Here is a 16,468-nt window from a genome sequence, read left to right as displayed (position 1 = left end):
CCTTACTGTCTCAAGGCAGGGATGGTGCCATGTATGGGTGAGCCGCGATCATTCGCGGCCGAGGTCTCGGTGCTTGGTGTTGACCGACAGACCGGGGAAGGTGCGCAACCGTGCCGCGAGCTCTTCCGCAATCGCGACGGACCGGTGCTTTCCGCCAGTGCAGCCTATCGCGATCAGCGCGTGACGTTTGTTCTCGCGCTGGTAGCCCGCCATGATCGGGCGCAGGGCCGACACGTAGCCCTGGATGAAGTCCTCGGCGCCGTCCTGCTCCAGCACGTAGTCGCGCACGACCTCCTCGAGGCCGGTGTGCGGCCGCAGTTCGGGGTTCCAGAACGGGTTCGGCAGGAAGCGGGCGTCGGCGACCATGTCGGCGTCGGCGGGCAGCCCGTACTTGAAGCCGAAGCTCATCACGGTCACCTGCACGTCGGCCGCGTCCTCCGCGGCGAAGGTGTCGGTGATGTTGGTGGCGAGCTGGTGGATGTTGAGGTCGGAGGTGTCGACGATGATGTCGCTCGCCTCCCGGATCTCGCGCAGCCGCGTCCGCTCGGCCGAGATGCCGTCGAGGAGCGTGCCGTCGCCCTGCAGCGGGTGCGGCCGGCGCACCTGCTCGAACCGGCGCACCAGGACCGCGTCCGACGCCTCCAGGAACAGCACGCGCACCTTGGTGCCCTCGCGCAGGCTCTGGATCATCTCGCGCAGGTCGGAGAAGTAGGTGCGGCCGCGCACGTCGACGACCGCGGCGATGCGCGGCAGGCCGGACTCGGCCCGGTTGGCCAGCTCGAGCAGCGGCCGGAGCATCTGCGGCGGGAGGTTGTCGACGACGTACCAGTCGAGGTCCTCCAGCGCGTTGGCGACCGTCGAGCGGCCGGCGCCCGACATCCCCGTGACGATGAGCACTTCCTGCTGCTCTGCGCTTGCTGGTGTGTCGCCGTCGGTGGCCATCGACCGGTCTCCTCCGCTCACTGGATGTGCCCCCAAGCCTAGCTTCTGGCGCCCGTCGCCCGCCCCTCTTCCTGCTGCGCATCCGCGGTGTCTCCGCGGCCGCCCTCCGCCAGGCGTTCGAAGATCGCCGCTGCGAGGGTCGGGCCGACGCCGCGGACCTCCGCGATCTGCTCCGGCGACGCCTTGCGCAGCTGGGCGACGGAGCCGAAGTGCTTCAGCAGCTCCTTCACCCGCGACGGGCCGAGGCCGGGGATCTCGCCGAGGACGGTGCCGATGTCGCGCTTGCGGCGCGCCCGCTGGTAGGTGATCGCGAACCGGTGGGCCTCGTCGCGCAGCCGCTGGATGAGGAACAGCGCGTCGCTGTTGCGCGGCAGGATGACCGGGAAGTCGGAGTCGGGCAGCCAGATCTCCTCCAGCCGCTTCGCGATACCGGCAAGCTGGATTCCGGTCACTCCGGACTCGTCGAGCGCGCGCTTGGCGGCCGCGACCTGCGGCTGGCCGCCGTCGACGATGAGCAGGTTCGGCGGGTAGGAGAACTTGCGGCGGCGGCGTTCGGCCGCGGCCTCCACGACCTCGTCGGCGCCCGCGGCGCCCTCGGAGTCGAGCGCGGCCTCCGCGTCGGCGTCGAGCGCCGTCTCATCGGAGCCGGTCACCGTCGCCGGCGTCTCCTTGAGGTACGCCAGCCGCCGCGAGATGACCTGGTAGATCGACTCCGTGTCGTCGGTGGACTCCGGGATGCTGAACCGGCGGTACTGGTCCTTGCGCGGCAGTCCGTCCTCGAACACGACCATCGACGCGACGATGTTGGTGCCGCTCAGGTGCGAGACGTCGTAGCACTCCATCCGCAGCGGCGCGTCGACCATGCCGAGGGCGTCCTGGATGTCGTTCAGCGCCTTGGAGCGCGCGACGAAGTCGGAGCTGCGGCGCGTCTTGTAGAGCACCAGAGCGTTCTTCGCGTTCATCGAGACGGTCTGCGCCAGGGCCGCCTTGTCGCCGCGCTGCGCGGTGCGCAGCTCGACGCGCCCGGTGTGCCGGCCACGCGGCGCCGACGGGTCGGGTGTCTCGCGGCGACGCTGGGTGAGCCACTGCTCGAGCTCGGCGGTGTCGTCCGGCAGCTCGGGCACGAGGATCTCGCGCGGCGGAGCGTCCGGACCGTCGTAGGCGTTCTGCACGACGGTCTCGACGAGCTCGCCGAGGTCCATGTCGAGCTCCTTGTCGACGACCCAGCTGCGCACACCGCGCACCCGGCCGCCGCGCACGATGAACTGCTGCACCGCGGCCGCGAGCTCGTCATGGGCGATGCCGAAGACGTCGGCGTCGATGGTCTCGGGCAGCACGACCGCGCTCTTGCCGAGCACGCCCTCCAGCGCCTGGATGGCGTCGCGGTGACGCGCGGCGGCCTCGTAGTCCATCGTGCTCGCGGCCTGCTTCATCTTCTCGGTCAGATCGCGCAGGTAGCCGCTGTCGTTGCCGGCCATGAACGACGCGAAGTCGATGGCGAGCGCCTTGTGGTCCTCCGGCGTGATCCGGCCCACGCAGGGAGCCGCGCACTTGCCGATGTCGCCGAGCAGACAGGGCCGCCCGGTCAGCTCGGCGCGACGGTACACGCCGTCGGAGCACGACCGCACCGGGAACGCCTTCAGCATCAGGTCGACCGTCTCGCGGATCGCCCAGACCTTCGTGTACGGGCCGAAGTAGCGCGCGTCCTTCATGTTCCGGTTGCGCGTGATCATCACCCGCGGGATGCGGTCGCCCAGGGTGACCGCGAGGTACGGGTAGGTCTTGTCGTCCCGGAACTTGACGTTGAACGGCGGGTTGAACTCCTTGATCCAGGTGTACTCGAGCTGCAGCGCCTCGTACTCGGTGCCCACCACCGTCCACTCGACACTGGACGCGGTGGTCACCATGCGCCGGGTGCGCTCGTGCAGGCTGCGCAGCGGCTGGAAGTAGTTACTCAGCCGCGACCGGAGGTTCTTGGCCTTGCCGACGTACAGCACTCGGCGGTTCTTGTCGCGGAAGCGGTACACCCCCGGCTGGGTCGGGATCTCGCCGGCCTTCGGCCGGTAGCTGACAGTGTCGGCCATCCCCTACGCCGCGCCCCGGGCGGACTCTCCCTGCAGGATCTCCTTCAGGAAGAACCCGGTGTGGCTGCCCGGGGTCTCGGCCACCCGCTCCGGGGTGCCCGTCGCGATGACCTCGCCGCCGCCGGCGCCGCCCTCCGGACCCATGTCGATGATCCAGTCGGCCGACTTGATGACGTCGAGGTTGTGCTCGATGACGATCACGGTGTTGCCCTTGTCGAGCAGGCCGTTCAGCACCAGCAGCAGCTTCCGCACGTCCTCGAAGTGGAGTCCGGTGGTCGGCTCGTCGAGCACGTAGACGCTGCGGCCGTTGGAGCGGCGCTGGAGCTCGGTCGCGAGCTTGACGCGCTGCGCCTCGCCGCCGGAGAGCGTCGTCGCCGACTGGCCGAGACGCACGTAGCCGAGACCGACGTCGACCAGGGTCTGCAGGTAGCGGTGGATGGCCGAGATCGGCTTGAAGAACTCCGCCGCCTCGCTGATCGGCATGTCGAGCACCTCGGCGATGTTCTTGCCCTTGTAGTGCACCGACAGGGTGTCGCGGTTGTACCGCGCTCCCCCGCACACCTCGCACGCGACGTAGACGTCGGGCAGGAAGTTCATCTCGATCTTGATCGTGCCGTCGCCCGAGCACGCCTCGCAGCGGCCGCCCTTGACGTTGAAGCTGAACCGGCCGGGCAGGTAGCCGCGGGCCTTCGCCTCCGGTGTCTCGGCGAACAGCGTCCGGATGCGGTCGAAGACGCCGGTGTAGGTCGCCGGGTTGGACCGCGGGGTGCGGCCGATCGGCGCCTGGTCGACGTGCACGACCTTGTCGAGGTTCTCGAGTCCGGTGACCGTGCGGTGCTTGCCGGGCACCTTGCGGGCGCCGTTGAGCTTGTTCGCCAGCACCCGGTACAGGATGTCGTTGACCAGCGACGACTTGCCGGAACCGGAGACGCCGGTGACGGCCACGAAGGTGCCGAGCGGGAAGTCGACCGTCACCTTCTTCAGGTTGTTGGCCTCCGCGTCCACCACCCGGATCATGCGCTTCTTGTCAACCTTGCGCCGCTTCTCCGGGATGGCGATCTCGCGACGGCCGGCGAGGTAGTCGCCCGTGAGCGACTCGGTGTTCTTCAGCAGCTCGTCGTAGGAGCCCGAGTGGACGACGTGACCGCCGTTCACGCCGGCGCCCGGGCCGATGTCGACGACCCAGTCGGCGGTGCGGATGGTGTCCTCGTCGTGCTCGACGACGATGAGCGTGTTCCCGAGGTCGCGCAGCGCGACCAGCGTGTCGATCAGCCGGCGGTTGTCGCGCTGGTGCAGGCCGATGCTCGGCTCGTCGAGCACGTACAGCACGCCGGTGAGGCCGGAGCCGATCTGCGTCGCCAGCCGGATGCGCTGTGCCTCGCCGCCCGAGAGCGTGCCAGCAGCACGGGCCAGGTCGAGGTAGCTGAGGCCGACCTGGATGAGGAAGTCGAGGCGGATCTTGATCTCGCGCAGCACCTGCGCACCGATCTTCTGCTCGCGCTCGGTGAGGTGGAGCTTCTCCATGAAGGCGCGGGCGTCGCTCAGGCTGAGCAGCGAGGCGTCGGCGATGCTCTTGCCGTGCACGAGCACCGCGAGCACCTCGGGCTTCAGCCGCTTGCCGCCGCAGACCGGGCACGGCACCTCGCGCAGGTACTCCGCCCAGCGGGCGCGCTGCGTGTCGGTCTCAGCCTGCAGGTACTGGCGCTCGATGTACGGCACAACGCCCTCGAACCCGGAGGTGTAGGACATCTCACGGCCGTAGCGGTTCTTCCACTTGACCTTGACCTCGAAGTTGTCGCCGTGCAGCACGGCGTCCTTCACATCCTTCGGGAGCTTGGCCCACGGGGTCTTGAGCGAGAACTTGAGGTCGCGCGCGAGGCCGTCGAGCAGCTTCTCGTAGTAGTTGAAGAGGCCCTTGCCCTGGGTGGTCCAGGGCACGATGACGCCCTCGGCGATGCTGAGGTTGTCGTCGCCGAGCAGCAGCTCCTCGTCCACCGACATGCGCGTGCCGAGGCCGGAGCACTCGGGGCAGGCGCCGAACGGCGCGTTGAACGAGAACGTGCGGGGCTCGATCTCGGTGAGCTGGATGGGGTGGCCGTTCGGGCACGACAGCTTCTCGCTGAAGTTCTGCCAGGCGGCGGGGCCCTCGCGGTCGACGTAGTTGACCTGCACGAGCCCGTCGGTCAGCCGGAGCGCGGTCTCGAGCGAGTCGGTGAGGCGGCCGAGGATGTCGGGGCCGGCGACCAGGCGGTCGATCACCACGGAGATGTCGTGCTTGTACTGCTTCTTCAGCGTCGGCGGGTCGGATAGCTGCACCTGCTCGCCGTCGACCAGCGCTCGCGAGTAACCGCTCGCCGCGAGCTCCTTGAACAGGTCGACGAACTCGCCCTTCTTCTGCGAGACGACGGGGCTCACGACCATGTACCGGGTTCCGGCCTCCAGCTCCATCAGCTGGTCGGCGATCTGCTGCACCGTCTGACGCTGGATGCGCTCACCGCAGATCGGGCAGTGCGGCACGCCGATGCGGGCCCAGAGCAGGCGCATGTAGTCGTAGATCTCGGTGATCGTGCCGACGGTCGACCGCGGGTTGCGGTTGGTCGACTTCTGGTCGATCGAGACCGCAGGGCTCAGCCCCTCGATGAAGTCGACGTCGGGGCGGTCGACCTGCCCGAGGAACTGGCGGGCGTACGCCGACAGCGACTCGACGTAGCGGCGCTGGCCCTCGGCGAAGATCGTGTCGAACGCGAGCGACGACTTGCCCGATCCGGACAGACCGGTGAAGACGACCATCGAGTCGCGCGGGATCTCGAGGTCGACGTTGTGCAGGTTGTGCACCCGTGCTCCGCGCACGCTCAGGTGCGACCCCGTCACGCGGCTGATGTTGCCGCCGAAGGCCCCGGAGCCGATGCTCCCTGTCTCGCCACCCACTCGCTCGTCGTCCACTCGCCCGCTGCTCACTCGCCCGCTGCTCACTCGCCCGTCACTCACTCGCTCTTATTCTCCGCCATCTGTCGAAGCCGCCGGCCGGTGTTCGCCCACCGCGCACCGCACACCACCGTCGAACATCCGTTCGATTCTACCCTCTCGGGCAGGGCGACCCCACGCACGCGTGAGTCTAGGCGCGACCACCGACATTGGAACCGGCGGGATGCGATCGGACCCGCTCAGCGCGGTGGCCGGCGGAGCAGCGGTGGCAGCAGCATCGCCGCCAGCGCCACCAGGGCGGCCCCGGTGACCGCGGCCAGGACTGGGACCGACGCCCGCTGCCCGGTGACGAGCAGGGCGACCGTCGCCACCTGCACCGGGACCTGGACGAGCACGTACCGGCGCAGCGACGGGAGCAGCACGGCCGGTTGCAGCCGCGCCGCCGACGGGACCGCGAGCATCCACGAGCCGAGGACGTGCAGCGCGTGCACCCCGGCCACCAGCGCGAGGACGCGCAGGGTCAGGGTCCCTGGCTCCACCAGCGACGAGAGCAGCAGGACGCCGGCGAGCACCCACGCCGTCATCCACCGCGGGCGCCACACCGAGACGCCGACCAGGAGGGCGCCGATGGCGGTCCACGGGCCCTCCGGCACCCCGACAAGCAGCAGCGAGAGGGCGACGGCGGCGAACAGGACGCGCACAGCCCAACCGGGGAGGGTTCGGACGCCGAGGGCGGCGGCGCGGTCTGCCGTGCGGTCCTGGCTCATCGCCTGCGCCCTCCGCCGGTCAGGGCGCGCAGGGCCGCCTCGCGGGCGGGGACGTCGGCCCAGGGCATCACTTCGACACCGCCCGACTGCAGCTGCTGGAGCCGCAGCCGGCGCTCCAGCTCGATCGTCCGCAGCGCGAGGCGCTCGCGCGCGCTCAGGTCTCGGGCGTCGCGCGCGGGAAGCACATCCACCGCGATCACCCGGTGCCCGGCCGCCCGCCAGGTGAGCGCGAGCGTGACCGGCTGGTCGTCGAGGAACGTCGAGAGCACGAAGACCAGCGCGCCCGGCGAGAGGCGGGGTGACCGCACCCGCTGGTACAGGGTGCCGGTCGCCGTCGTCAGGTCGACAGCGCGCAGCACGCGCTCGCGGTGCCGCGCCCCGGCGCGGGGCGGCAGTACCCGCTGCGCTCCGCCCAGGTCGTCGAAGCCGACCCTGTCGCCTGCCGCCGTGTACGCGGCCGTGAGGGACGCGGCGGCCTCCCGCGCGACATCGAGCGATGAGAGCGCCGGGCGCGGGTACGCCCGCGACCAGTCCGCCACCACGCCGCTCACGTCGTCGCGCGCGTCCACGACCAGGTGCACCGCGGCATCCGAGGTCGCCGTCGTCCGCCGCACGTAGAGTTCGCCGACCCGGGCGGCCCGGGCGGTCGCGCGCCAGTCGATGCGCCGCAGCCGATCCCCGGGATGGAACAGGTCGACATCGCGGAACTCTCCGCCGTCGCCGGGCCGCGTCGAGATGTGCTGGCCGGTGAGCCCGAGCAGCCGCGCAGGCAGGGGCAGCGCCCGGACCGGGCGACGCCGCGGGCGGACCACCCGGTCGAGCTCCGCCTGCTCCCCCGGCTCGGAGGCCCACGACGCGTCGGCCCCGAGCTCCCGCGCCTGGGCGGCGGCGAGCCGCTGCTGCCCGGAGTGCACGAGAGGGATCTCCCCGGCGATGCGCTCGGCGGCCCGCGGGGTGAGGAGGACGTCGACCGGCGCCTCTCCCCCGAGCTCGAGCCGCACCTGCACGGCGTCGGGATGCCGTACCGCGGACGCCGCGATGCGCACGGCGACCGTCGGGGTGGCGGACGGGGCGGAGGCGGCCTCCTCCACCTCGACGGTCTTGCGGGGCTGCGTGCCTCCCTCGACGCTCGCCTCCCTGGGCGGACGGCGATCCCATGCGAGCGCCGCCGCCAGCAGAAGCGGGGCGCCGACGAACGCGGGTTCCGGCCGCGACATGACGAATGCCGCGACCAGCCCCACCAGACCGACGATCACCGCCCCTGCGAGTGCCGGGCTCACCATCCAGCCGCCATCGACGGGCGGCCGCCCGCTGTCAGTCACGTCCGTCCGCGTGTCCGCGCCGGCCGACGCCGACGGCGGGCGGACCGGCGACCGTGGCGACGACCTCCCGGACCACCTGCTCGGCGCTCACCCCACCGGTCCAGGCCTGCACGGTCAGCGTGAGGCGGTGGGCGAGCACGGGCACGGCGACCGCCTTGACGTCGTCCGGGAGGACGAAATCCCGGCCGTCGAGCACGGCCAGGGCACGGGCCACCAGCAGCAGTCCCTGCGAGCCGCGCGGCGACGCCCCGACCTCGACGGAGCGGTGTGCGCGCGTCGCGGCGGCCAGGCGGACGCAGTACGCGGCGATGTCCGGGTCCACATCCACCGCCTCCACGCCGGCCTGCATCGCGGCCAGTGTCGCCGCGTCGATCACCGGCTCGACCTGCGCGACCTCGTGCCGTCGGGCCACCCGGGCGAGCAGCACGCGCGACTCGCCCTCCTCGTCCGGGTAGCCGACGCTCAGCCGCACCATGAACCGGTCGAGCTGCGCCTCGGGCAGCGCGTACGTGCCCTCCGACTCGATCGGGTTGGCGGTGGCCACGACGTGGAACGGCGTCGGGAGCGGGAAGCTGCGGCCCTCCACCGACACCTGCCCCTCGGCCATCGCCTCGAGCAGCGCGGACTGCGTCTTGGGCGACGTGCGGTTGATCTCGTCGGCCAGGAACAGCCCGGTGAAGACCGGTCCGGGCCGGAACTCGAACTCGGCCGAGCCCGGCACGTAGACGAAGGAGCCGGTGATGTCGGACGGCAGCAGGTCGGGTGTGCACTGCAGCCGGCGGAAGTCGAGGCCGACGGCGGCGGCGATGCTGCGCGCGGCCAGGGTCTTGCCCAGCCCCGGCACATCCTCGAACAGCACGTGGCCGCCGGCGAGGAGGGTCGCGAAGGCGATGCGGAGCGGGTCGCTCATCCCGACGACCACGGTGCCGACCCGGTCGAGCACGTCGGCGCCGAGCCGGGCGACCTCGGGGACGGCGAGCGGCTCCGGATCGGTGGGGCGAGAGTCATCGTGCACGGTGCGGCTCCTCGGGGGCGGGGTGGGCGGTGGGACGGATGGGCGCGGCGTCGTCGAGTGCCTCGAGTCGTTGCAGCACGACGCCGACGAACGCCGTCCGGGGCGGTGCCGCGGTGGAGCCTCGGCGGAGCACGGCCAGCACGTCGGCGCCGAGCAGGCCCTCGAGCTCGGGGTCGGCCGTGCTGTCGTGCAGGTCGAGACCGTGGACGGCGAGGGCGCGCTCGGCGACCAGCCGCAGGCGCCGCAGCCCCTCCGGCGAGACGCGGCCGCCGCGGGAGCCGAGCGACCAGCCGAGCTGGACGATGTCGCGCCGGGCGCCGGGGCGCGGCTCCGGCGCGGGAACGGCCCAGGTCAGGTCGGCCGCCTCCCCCAGCGCCGAGAGGCAGGCGACGAACGCCGCGGCCGCCGCCCCCAGTCCGACGGCGTGCGCCACGTCCATCCCGAGGGACCAGGCCGCGGCCCCGACGGCGACGCCGAGGAGGACGGACAGGATCAGCCGTCGCAGCACGCGCGGCGGCAGGCGGCGCGAGCGGGTCACGAGGCCGTCCCTCGTCCGGCGGCGGGGTGGCGGCCCCAGGAGGCGCGGAGGGCCTCCACCGCGGCGCGGGCGGTGTCCACGTCCTCTACCGTGACGGGTCCGGAGCCGAAACGGGCGCGCTGGTAGACGGAGAGGAGGCCTGCGGCGGCCTCGCGGTCGGCGTCCACCCGGGCGACGACCCGGGCGGCGAACTCGGCGGGCGTCTCCGCGGGGAGCCGGCGCACGCCCGAGTCGGCCGCCCCCTCCTCCAGCCCCACCCAGGCGCGTTCGATGGCGTCGCGGGGTTCGCGTCGCGCGGCGAGCTCCTCGGCGGCGCGATCGAGGCCGCGGCGCACCTGCTCGGGTTCCGGCTCAGGCTCCTCTTCGCGCGGCGCGTCGGAGAGCTCGCTGTCGGACAGGTCGGCGAGCTCGGGCAGGGTCGGGGGCGCCTGCGGCCGCCGACGGCGGCGCCAGAGGATCGCCAAGACGACGATGACCGCGAGAATGATGAGCGCGACCAGGAGCCAGGTGAGATCCAGGCGGAGCGGATGGGTGGTCTCGTGCGGCTGCGGCGTGCCGGTCATCCCCTGGTCGGGGGCGCCGGTGCGCACCGGCCCCTGAGGGAGGAACACCCGTGGCCCGCTGAACTCGGGTACGCCCTGGAACGCGACCGCGACCACGGCGACCCCGACCAGCACGACGCAGGCCGCGAGCGTCCACCGGCGTCCCGTCGTCCTCACTGCCACCCTGCCACCGTAACCCGCGGCGGCAGTCGGCGGGCAATGGTCAGCCCAGGTGGCCCGCCTTCTCCATCTGCCGGAGGTCGCGCTTGAGGTCGGAGAGCTCGTCGCGCAGCCGCGCCGCCAGCTCGAACTTGAGCTCGCCCGCCGCCGCCAGCATCTGCTGGTTGAGGTCGGCGATCAGCGACTCCAACTCGGCCGCGCCCTGTGCGGCGATGCCGCCGTTGCGCAGGTTCGGCGTCGGGCTCTTGCGCTTCTGCTCTCGCCCGGCGAGCATGCGGGCGGTGTCGGCCTCCTCGCGCGCGAGCACGTCCGTGATGTCGGCGATGCGCTTCCGGAGCGGCTGCGGGTCGATCCCGTTCACCCGGTTGTACTCGATCTGCTTCTCGCGGCGGCGCTCGGTCTCCTCGATCGCGCTCTTCATGGAGTCGGTCAGGACGTCCGCGTACATGTGCACCGAGCCCGAGACGTTACGCGCCGCGCGGCCGATCGTCTGGATGAGCGAGGTCGACGACCGCAGGAAGCCCTCCTTGTCGGCGTCGAGGATCGCGACCAGCGACACCTCCGGCAGGTCTAGTCCCTCGCGCAGCAGGTTGATGCCGACGAGCACGTCGTACACACCCGCCCGCAACTCGGTCAGCAGCTCGACGCGGCGCAGCGTGTCGACGTCGGAGTGCAGGTAGCGCACCTTCACCCCGGCCTCGGCGAGGAAGTCGGTGAGCTCCTCGGCCATCTTCTTCGTCAGCGTGGTGACGAGCACGCGCTCGTCCCGCTCCACGCGGACGCGGATCTCCTCGAGCAGGTCGTCGATCTGGCCCTTCGTGGGCTTCACCACGATCTCGGGATCGACGAGGCCGGTCGGGCGGATGATCTGCTCCACGACGCCGTCGGCGATGCCCATCTCGTACTTGCCCGGCGTGGCCGACAGGTACACGGTCTGGCCGACCCTGTCCTTGAACTCGTTCCATTTGAGCGGCCGGTTGTCGAGCGCGCTCGGGAGACGGAAACCGTGCTCCACCAGCGTGCGCTTGCGCGACGCGTCGCCCTCGTACATGGCGCCGATCTGCGGCACGGTGACGTGCGACTCGTCGATGACCACGAGGAAGTCGTCCGGGAAGTAGTCGAGCAGGCAGTGCGGCGCCTCGCCCGGCAGCCGGCCGTCGATGTGCCGCGAGTAGTTCTCGATGCCGGAGCAGAAGCCGATCTGCTCCATCATCTCCAGGTCGAACTGCGTGCGCATACGCAGCCGCTGGGCCTCCAGCAGCTTGCCCTCGCGCTCCAGCTCCTGCAGCCGCTCCCCCAGCTCCTCCTGGATGGTGCCGATCGCGCGCTGCATCGTCGCCGGGCTCGCGGCGTAGTGCGTCGCCGGGAAGACCGACACGGCGTCCATCTTCTGGATCACCTCGCCGGTCAGCGGGTGCAGCGAGTACAGCGCCTCGATCTCGTCGCCGAACAGCTCGATGCGGATCGCGTGCTCCTCGTACACCGGGATGATCTCGATGGTGTCGCCGCGGACGCGGAACTTGCCGCGCGAGAAGTCGACGTCATTGCGCTCGTACTGCATGTTGACGAAGCGGTGGATGAGCGCGTCGCGACCGACGTTCTGCCCCACCTGCAGCGCGACCATCGCCTCCAGGTACTCCTCCGCCGCGCCCAGGCCGTAGATGCAGGACACGGTGGACACGACGACCACGTCGCGCCGGCTGAGCAGCGAGTTGGTGGTCGAGTGCCGCAGCCGCTCCACCTCGGCGTTGATCGACGAGTCCTTCTCGATGAAGGTGTCGGTCTGCGGGACGTACGCCTCAGGCTGGTAGTAGTCGTAGTACGAGACGAAGTACTCGACGGCGTTGTTGGGCAGCAGCTCGCGGAACTCGTTGGCGAGCTGCGCCGCGAGCGTCTTGTTGTGCGCGAGCACCAGCGTCGGCCGCTGCACCTGCTCGATCAGCCACGCGGTCGTCGCGGACTTGCCCGTACCGGTCGCGCCCAGCAGCACCACGTCGGTCTCGCCCGCGTTGATGCGCCCGGCGAGCTCGGCGATCGCCTGCGGCTGGTCGCCGCTCGGGCTGTACTCGCTGACGACCTCGAAGGGACGGACGGAGCGCGTGGGAAGCATGCCTCCAGTCTAGGAAGGACCACCGACACTGGGGCCTGCCCTCGCTCAGAGCGGAACGCCGCCGCCCTGTCGCGCGGTCAGGCGCCGGAGCGCAGCTCGCTCCAGAGCGCATCCACCTGGTCGCGGGTGTGCTGCAGCGTGCCGCCGGTGTCGATGACGACGTCGGCGACGGCCAGCCGCTCCTCGTCGGAGGCCTGGGAGCGGATGCGGCGCTCGGCCTCGGCGGCGTCCATCCCGCGCAGCTCCACCAGGCGGTGGATGCGGGTCGCCTCGTCGGCGTGCGCCACGACGATGCGGTCGAACGGGTACTCGTTGGCCGACTCGACCAGCAGCGGGACGTCGTAGACGACGATCGCGTCCGGATCCGCCGCCGCGGCCGCCTCGAAGCGGGCCGTCGACGCGGCGAGCACGGCCGGGTGCGTGATCCCGTTCAGGTCCTTCAGCGCCACGGGGTCGCCGAAGACGATCGCGCCGAGAGCCGGCCGGTCGAGACTGCCGTCCGGCGCGATCACGCCGTCGCCGAAGCGCTCGGCGATCCGGGCGAGCGCCGCGGTGCCGGGCTCCACGACCTCGCGGGCGATGCGGTCCGCGTCCACCACGACCGCGCCGTGCTCGGCCAGCCGGGACGCGATGGTCGATTTTCCGGAGGCGATCCCGCCGGTGAGTCCGATCAGCTGCACCGGTCCAGCCTAGCCGCGCCTCTCCGACTGCGGTGGTTTGGAACGTCTGCGCCCGCGCGCCCCGCCGCAGATGTTCCGAACCACCGCAGTCGCGTGTCCGGGGAACGACGAAGCGGCCGGCCCCGAAGGACCGGCCGCTCCCGGGAGAGGATGCTCAGTTGTTGGAGCTGAGCTTCTCGCGCAGAGCCGCGAGGGACTCGTCGTCGGCGAGCGTTCCGCCCGAACCCGTCTCGGAGGAGTAGGACGAGGTGCCGCTGTCGGCAGCCGCCTCCTCGAGGCCCTTGGCGACCTGGCGCTTGTGCGCCTCCCAGCGCGCCTGGGCCGCAGCGTACTGCTGCTCCCACTCGTCGCGCTGCGCCTCGAAGCCTTCCTTCCACTCGTTGGTCTCCGGGTCGAAGCCCTCCGGGTACTTGTAGTTGCCCTGCTCGTCGTACTCGGTGACCATGCCGTAGAGCGCCGGGTCGAACTCCGTGCCCTCCGGGTCGACGCCCTCGTTCGCCTGCTTGAGCGACAGCGAGATGCGGCGGCGCTCCAGGTCGATGTCGATGACCTTGACGAACACCTCGTCGCCCACCGAGACGACCTGCTCGGCCAGCTCGACGTGCTTGCCGGACAGCTCCGAGATGTGCACGAGGCCCTCGATGCCGTCGGCGACGCGGACGAACGCACCGAACGGGACCAGCTTGGTGACCTTGCCCGGTGCGACCTGACCGATCGCGTGGGTGCGGGCGAAGACCTGCCACGGGTCCTCCTGCGTCGCCTTGAGCGACAGCGAGACGCGCTCGCGGTCGAGGTCGACCTCGAGGATCTCGACGGTGACCTCCTGGCCCACCTCGACGACCTCGGAGGCGTGCTCGATGTGCTTCCAGGAGAGCTCCGACACGTGGACGAGGCCGTCGACGCCGCCGAGGTCGACGAACGCACCGAAGTTGACGATCGACGAGACGACGCCCTTGCGGACCTGGCCCTTGTGCAGGTTGTTGAGGAAGGTCGTGCGGGACTCCGACTGGGTCTGCTCCAGCAGCGCGCGGCGCGAGAGCACCACGTTGTTGCGGTTCTTGTCGAGCTCGAGGATCTTGGCCTCGATCTCCTGGCCCAGGTACGGCGTCAGGTCGCGGACGCGGCGCAGCTCGATGAGCGACGCCGGCAGGAAGCCGCGCAGGCCGATGTCGACGATCAGGCCGCCCTTGACGACCTCGATCACCGTACCGGTGACGACGCCGTCGGCCTCCTTGATCTTCTCCACATCGCCCCAGGCGCGCTCGTACTGCGCACGCTTCTTGGACAGGATGAGGCGACCCTCCTTGTCCTCCTTCTGGAGAACGAGAGCCTCGACGGTGTCGCCGACCTCGACGACCTCGCTGGGGTCGACGTCGTGCTTGATGGAAAGTTCGCGGGAGGGGATGACGCCCTCCGTCTTGTAACCGACGTCGAGGAGGACCTCGTCGCGGTCGATCTTGACGACAGTGCCCTCGATCAGGTCTCCGTCGTTGAAGAACTTCAGCGTCTTTTCGACCGCGGCAAGAAAGTCCTCAGCAGATCCGATGTCGTTGACGGCGACCTGCTTGGGTGCCTTGTCGGTCGTTGCGGTTGTCATGTAGTGGGTGCTCCGTAATGGACAGGAATCAGGCCGATCGCGATGGTTTTCGTTGTGTTCCGCGAAGGGCAGGCGGATAGGGATGTCACACAAGTGACGTTCTAGTCTACCGGGCTCCGACACCGTGCAGCAAGCCGCGGTCGGTGAGGATGTCGCGCAGCGCCGGCTCCAGTTCGGGGTAGGCGAACGAGTAGCCGGCGTCGAGCAGTCGCTCGGGCACCACCCACCGGCTCTTCAGCACGAGTTCGGTCTCGGTGCGGATCGCCGCGGAGCCGATCTCGAGCATCCAGCGGTACGCCGGAAGGCCGATCCGCCGGCCGAGCAGGCGGCGCAGCGTGGCCATGAGCGTGCGGTCGTCGGTCGGGTTCGGCGACGACACGTTCACCGCGCCGCTCAGGTCGGGCCTGTCGGGGAGGAACTCGATGACGCCGAGGACGTCGGCGATGTGCACCCAGCTGAACCGCTGCGCTCCCCCGCGCGCCCGGAACTCGTGGAACGTGCCGGCGCTCCGCCGCGCCGGCGTGGCGAACCAGGGCCCGTCGACCTGCGGCCCGCCGAGGCCCGCGCGCACCAGGTTCACCAGCGGTGTCAGGGCACTGCCGTCGCCGAGGACGATCGCCATGCGCAGTGCGATCCGGCGTGTGGCGGGCAGGTCGCCGGCGAACAGCTCGCGCTCCCAGGCTTTCGCGACCTCGACCGAGAAGCCGGTGCCGAGCTCGCCCGTCGATTCGGTCATCGGCCGGTCCTCGGCGTGCCGGTAGATCGTCGCGGTCGAGGCGTTGAACCAGTTCGGCGGGGGCGCGTCGCTCGCGGCGATCGCGTCGCCCACGGCGCGCGTGGTCTCCAGCCGCGACCGGAAGATCTCGGCCCGGTTGGCGTCGTTGTAGCGGCAGTTGACGCTCTTCCCGGCGAGATTGATCACCGCGGACGCGCCCGTGACGGCCGCACGCAGCCCGTCGGAATCGTCCCATCGGACGTCGGGACCCGCGCGCCCGACCAGGACGACCTCCGCTCCCGCGCTCCGGTAGTGCTGCTCCAGATAGCGTCCGACGAAACCGGACGCTCCGGCGATCACGATGCGTTCGCTCACGGCGACCGCTCCCCCTTCTCTTCGTTGCTCTGATTGCCTGCTGCCTCGACGCCGTAGTGGAACCGGCCGCCGTACTGGTACATCCGCCCGATCACCGGCGCCGTGACGGTGATCGACACCCGCTGGCGCTCCGCCTCGTCGTCCCACCGCTCGGTCAGCACCACGACCGGGGCGAGCGGCCGCGGGATGCGCACCTTCCGCCCGGCGACGACGATCCAGACCGCGGTCGACCGGAGCCGGAGCCCTCCGTCGCGGACGGACGCGGCGAACCGGGCGACCGTGCGCACCGGGCTTCCGAGCCGGTCGACCAGAGCACCATCCTCCACCCCGATCTCGTCGATCATCGTGACCGTGCGGCCGCGCAGGGCGAACATCCGCTCGGCCGCCACGGCCGGTGAGCCCTTGCCACCCACGACAGGCCGGTTCTCTACGGTGAACGGGACACGCCGCTCCCAGACCGGGAACAGCACATGCGCCGGCGCGAACAGCGCGAGCACCGGCCACAGCCAGTGCCGCGGGGTTCCCACGGTGTCGAACTCTCCGGAGCCCCGCCCCACCGAGCCGGCCGGGATGGCGTCGAAGTACGTCTGCAGCCGCGGATGCAGCTCAGCGAACGCCGGCCCGAGCACGGCGCGGTAGGGAGAGGCCACCGGAGGGACGATGCGCAGGCCGCCGC

The 16,468-nt window shown here is 71.0% G+C and carries 13 protein-coding genes; all 13 read right to left on the bottom strand.

Annotated elements, in window-relative coordinates:
• Nucleotides 1-48 precede the first annotated feature (48 nt).
• On the bottom strand, nucleotides 49-942 hold the full coding sequence (gene rapZ / locus P5G59_RS02800; protein WP_301215731.1) for an RNase adapter RapZ: 894 nt from the start codon (nucleotides 940-942) through the stop codon (nucleotides 49-51).
• 38 nt (nucleotides 943-980) lie between these two features.
• Complete coding sequence (gene uvrC / locus P5G59_RS02795; protein ID WP_301215729.1) at nucleotides 981-3,026, bottom strand: excinuclease ABC subunit UvrC; 2,046 nt, start codon at nucleotides 3,024-3,026, stop codon at nucleotides 981-983.
• Nucleotides 3,027-3,029: 3 nt separating this feature from the next.
• On the bottom strand, nucleotides 3,030-5,933 hold the full coding sequence (uvrA, locus tag P5G59_RS02790; RefSeq protein ID WP_301216984.1) for an excinuclease ABC subunit UvrA: 2,904 nt from the start codon (nucleotides 5,931-5,933) through the stop codon (nucleotides 3,030-3,032).
• Nucleotides 5,934-6,190: 257 nt separating this feature from the next.
• Nucleotides 6,191-6,718, bottom strand: a complete 528-nt coding sequence (locus tag P5G59_RS02785; RefSeq protein WP_301215727.1) for a hypothetical protein — start codon at nucleotides 6,716-6,718, stop codon at nucleotides 6,191-6,193.
• Nucleotides 6,715-8,040, bottom strand: coding sequence for a DUF58 domain-containing protein (locus P5G59_RS02780; protein WP_301215725.1), 1,326 nt, complete (start codon nucleotides 8,038-8,040; stop codon nucleotides 6,715-6,717). The genes P5G59_RS02785 and P5G59_RS02780 overlap by 4 nt, the downstream gene beginning before the upstream one ends.
• On the bottom strand, nucleotides 8,033-9,055 hold the full coding sequence (locus P5G59_RS02775; RefSeq protein WP_301215723.1) for an AAA family ATPase: 1,023 nt from the start codon (nucleotides 9,053-9,055) through the stop codon (nucleotides 8,033-8,035). Before P5G59_RS02775 ends, P5G59_RS02780 begins: the two co-directional genes overlap by 8 nt.
• The gene (locus tag P5G59_RS02770) at nucleotides 9,045-9,593 is read right to left on the bottom strand and encodes a hypothetical protein (RefSeq protein WP_301215721.1); all 549 of its coding nucleotides are present in this window, start codon (nucleotides 9,591-9,593) and stop codon (nucleotides 9,045-9,047) included. The genes P5G59_RS02775 and P5G59_RS02770 overlap by 11 nt, the downstream gene beginning before the upstream one ends.
• Nucleotides 9,590-10,318 (bottom strand): DUF4129 domain-containing protein, encoded by a 729-nt coding sequence (locus P5G59_RS02765; protein WP_301215719.1) that lies wholly within the window; start codon nucleotides 10,316-10,318, stop codon nucleotides 9,590-9,592. The genes P5G59_RS02770 and P5G59_RS02765 overlap by 4 nt, the downstream gene beginning before the upstream one ends.
• A 40-nt stretch (nucleotides 10,319-10,358) precedes the next feature.
• Nucleotides 10,359-12,425, bottom strand: coding sequence for an excinuclease ABC subunit UvrB (gene uvrB / locus P5G59_RS02760; RefSeq protein ID WP_301215717.1), 2,067 nt, complete (start codon nucleotides 12,423-12,425; stop codon nucleotides 10,359-10,361).
• Nucleotides 12,426-12,502: 77 nt separating this feature from the next.
• Nucleotides 12,503-13,105: a dephospho-CoA kinase gene (coaE, locus tag P5G59_RS02755; RefSeq protein WP_301215715.1), complete on the bottom strand. Its 603-nt coding sequence runs from the start codon at nucleotides 13,103-13,105 to the stop codon at nucleotides 12,503-12,505.
• 154 nt (nucleotides 13,106-13,259) lie between these two features.
• Entirely contained in the window at nucleotides 13,260-14,702 is a 1,443-nt protein-coding gene (gene rpsA, locus P5G59_RS02750; RefSeq protein ID WP_301215713.1) for a 30S ribosomal protein S1, read from the bottom strand.
• Between the two features lie 106 nt (nucleotides 14,703-14,808).
• Nucleotides 14,809-15,792 carry an epimerase gene (locus tag P5G59_RS02745; protein WP_301215711.1) on the bottom strand — a complete coding sequence of 328 codons (984 nt, stop codon included), beginning with the start codon at nucleotides 15,790-15,792 and terminating at the stop codon, nucleotides 14,809-14,811.
• The gene (locus P5G59_RS02740) at nucleotides 15,789-16,442 is read right to left on the bottom strand and encodes a DUF4166 domain-containing protein (protein ID WP_301215709.1); all 654 of its coding nucleotides are present in this window, start codon (nucleotides 16,440-16,442) and stop codon (nucleotides 15,789-15,791) included. The genes P5G59_RS02745 and P5G59_RS02740 overlap by 4 nt, the downstream gene beginning before the upstream one ends.
• Between the last annotated feature and the right edge of the window lie 26 nt (nucleotides 16,443-16,468).

It is taken from the genome of Leifsonia virtsii (assembly GCF_030433675.1).
Lineage (GTDB): Bacteria > Actinomycetota > Actinomycetes > Actinomycetales > Microbacteriaceae > Leifsonia > Leifsonia virtsii.
Note: the sequence above shows the minus strand (reverse complement) of the source record. Positions and strands in the feature narration are given on the sequence as shown.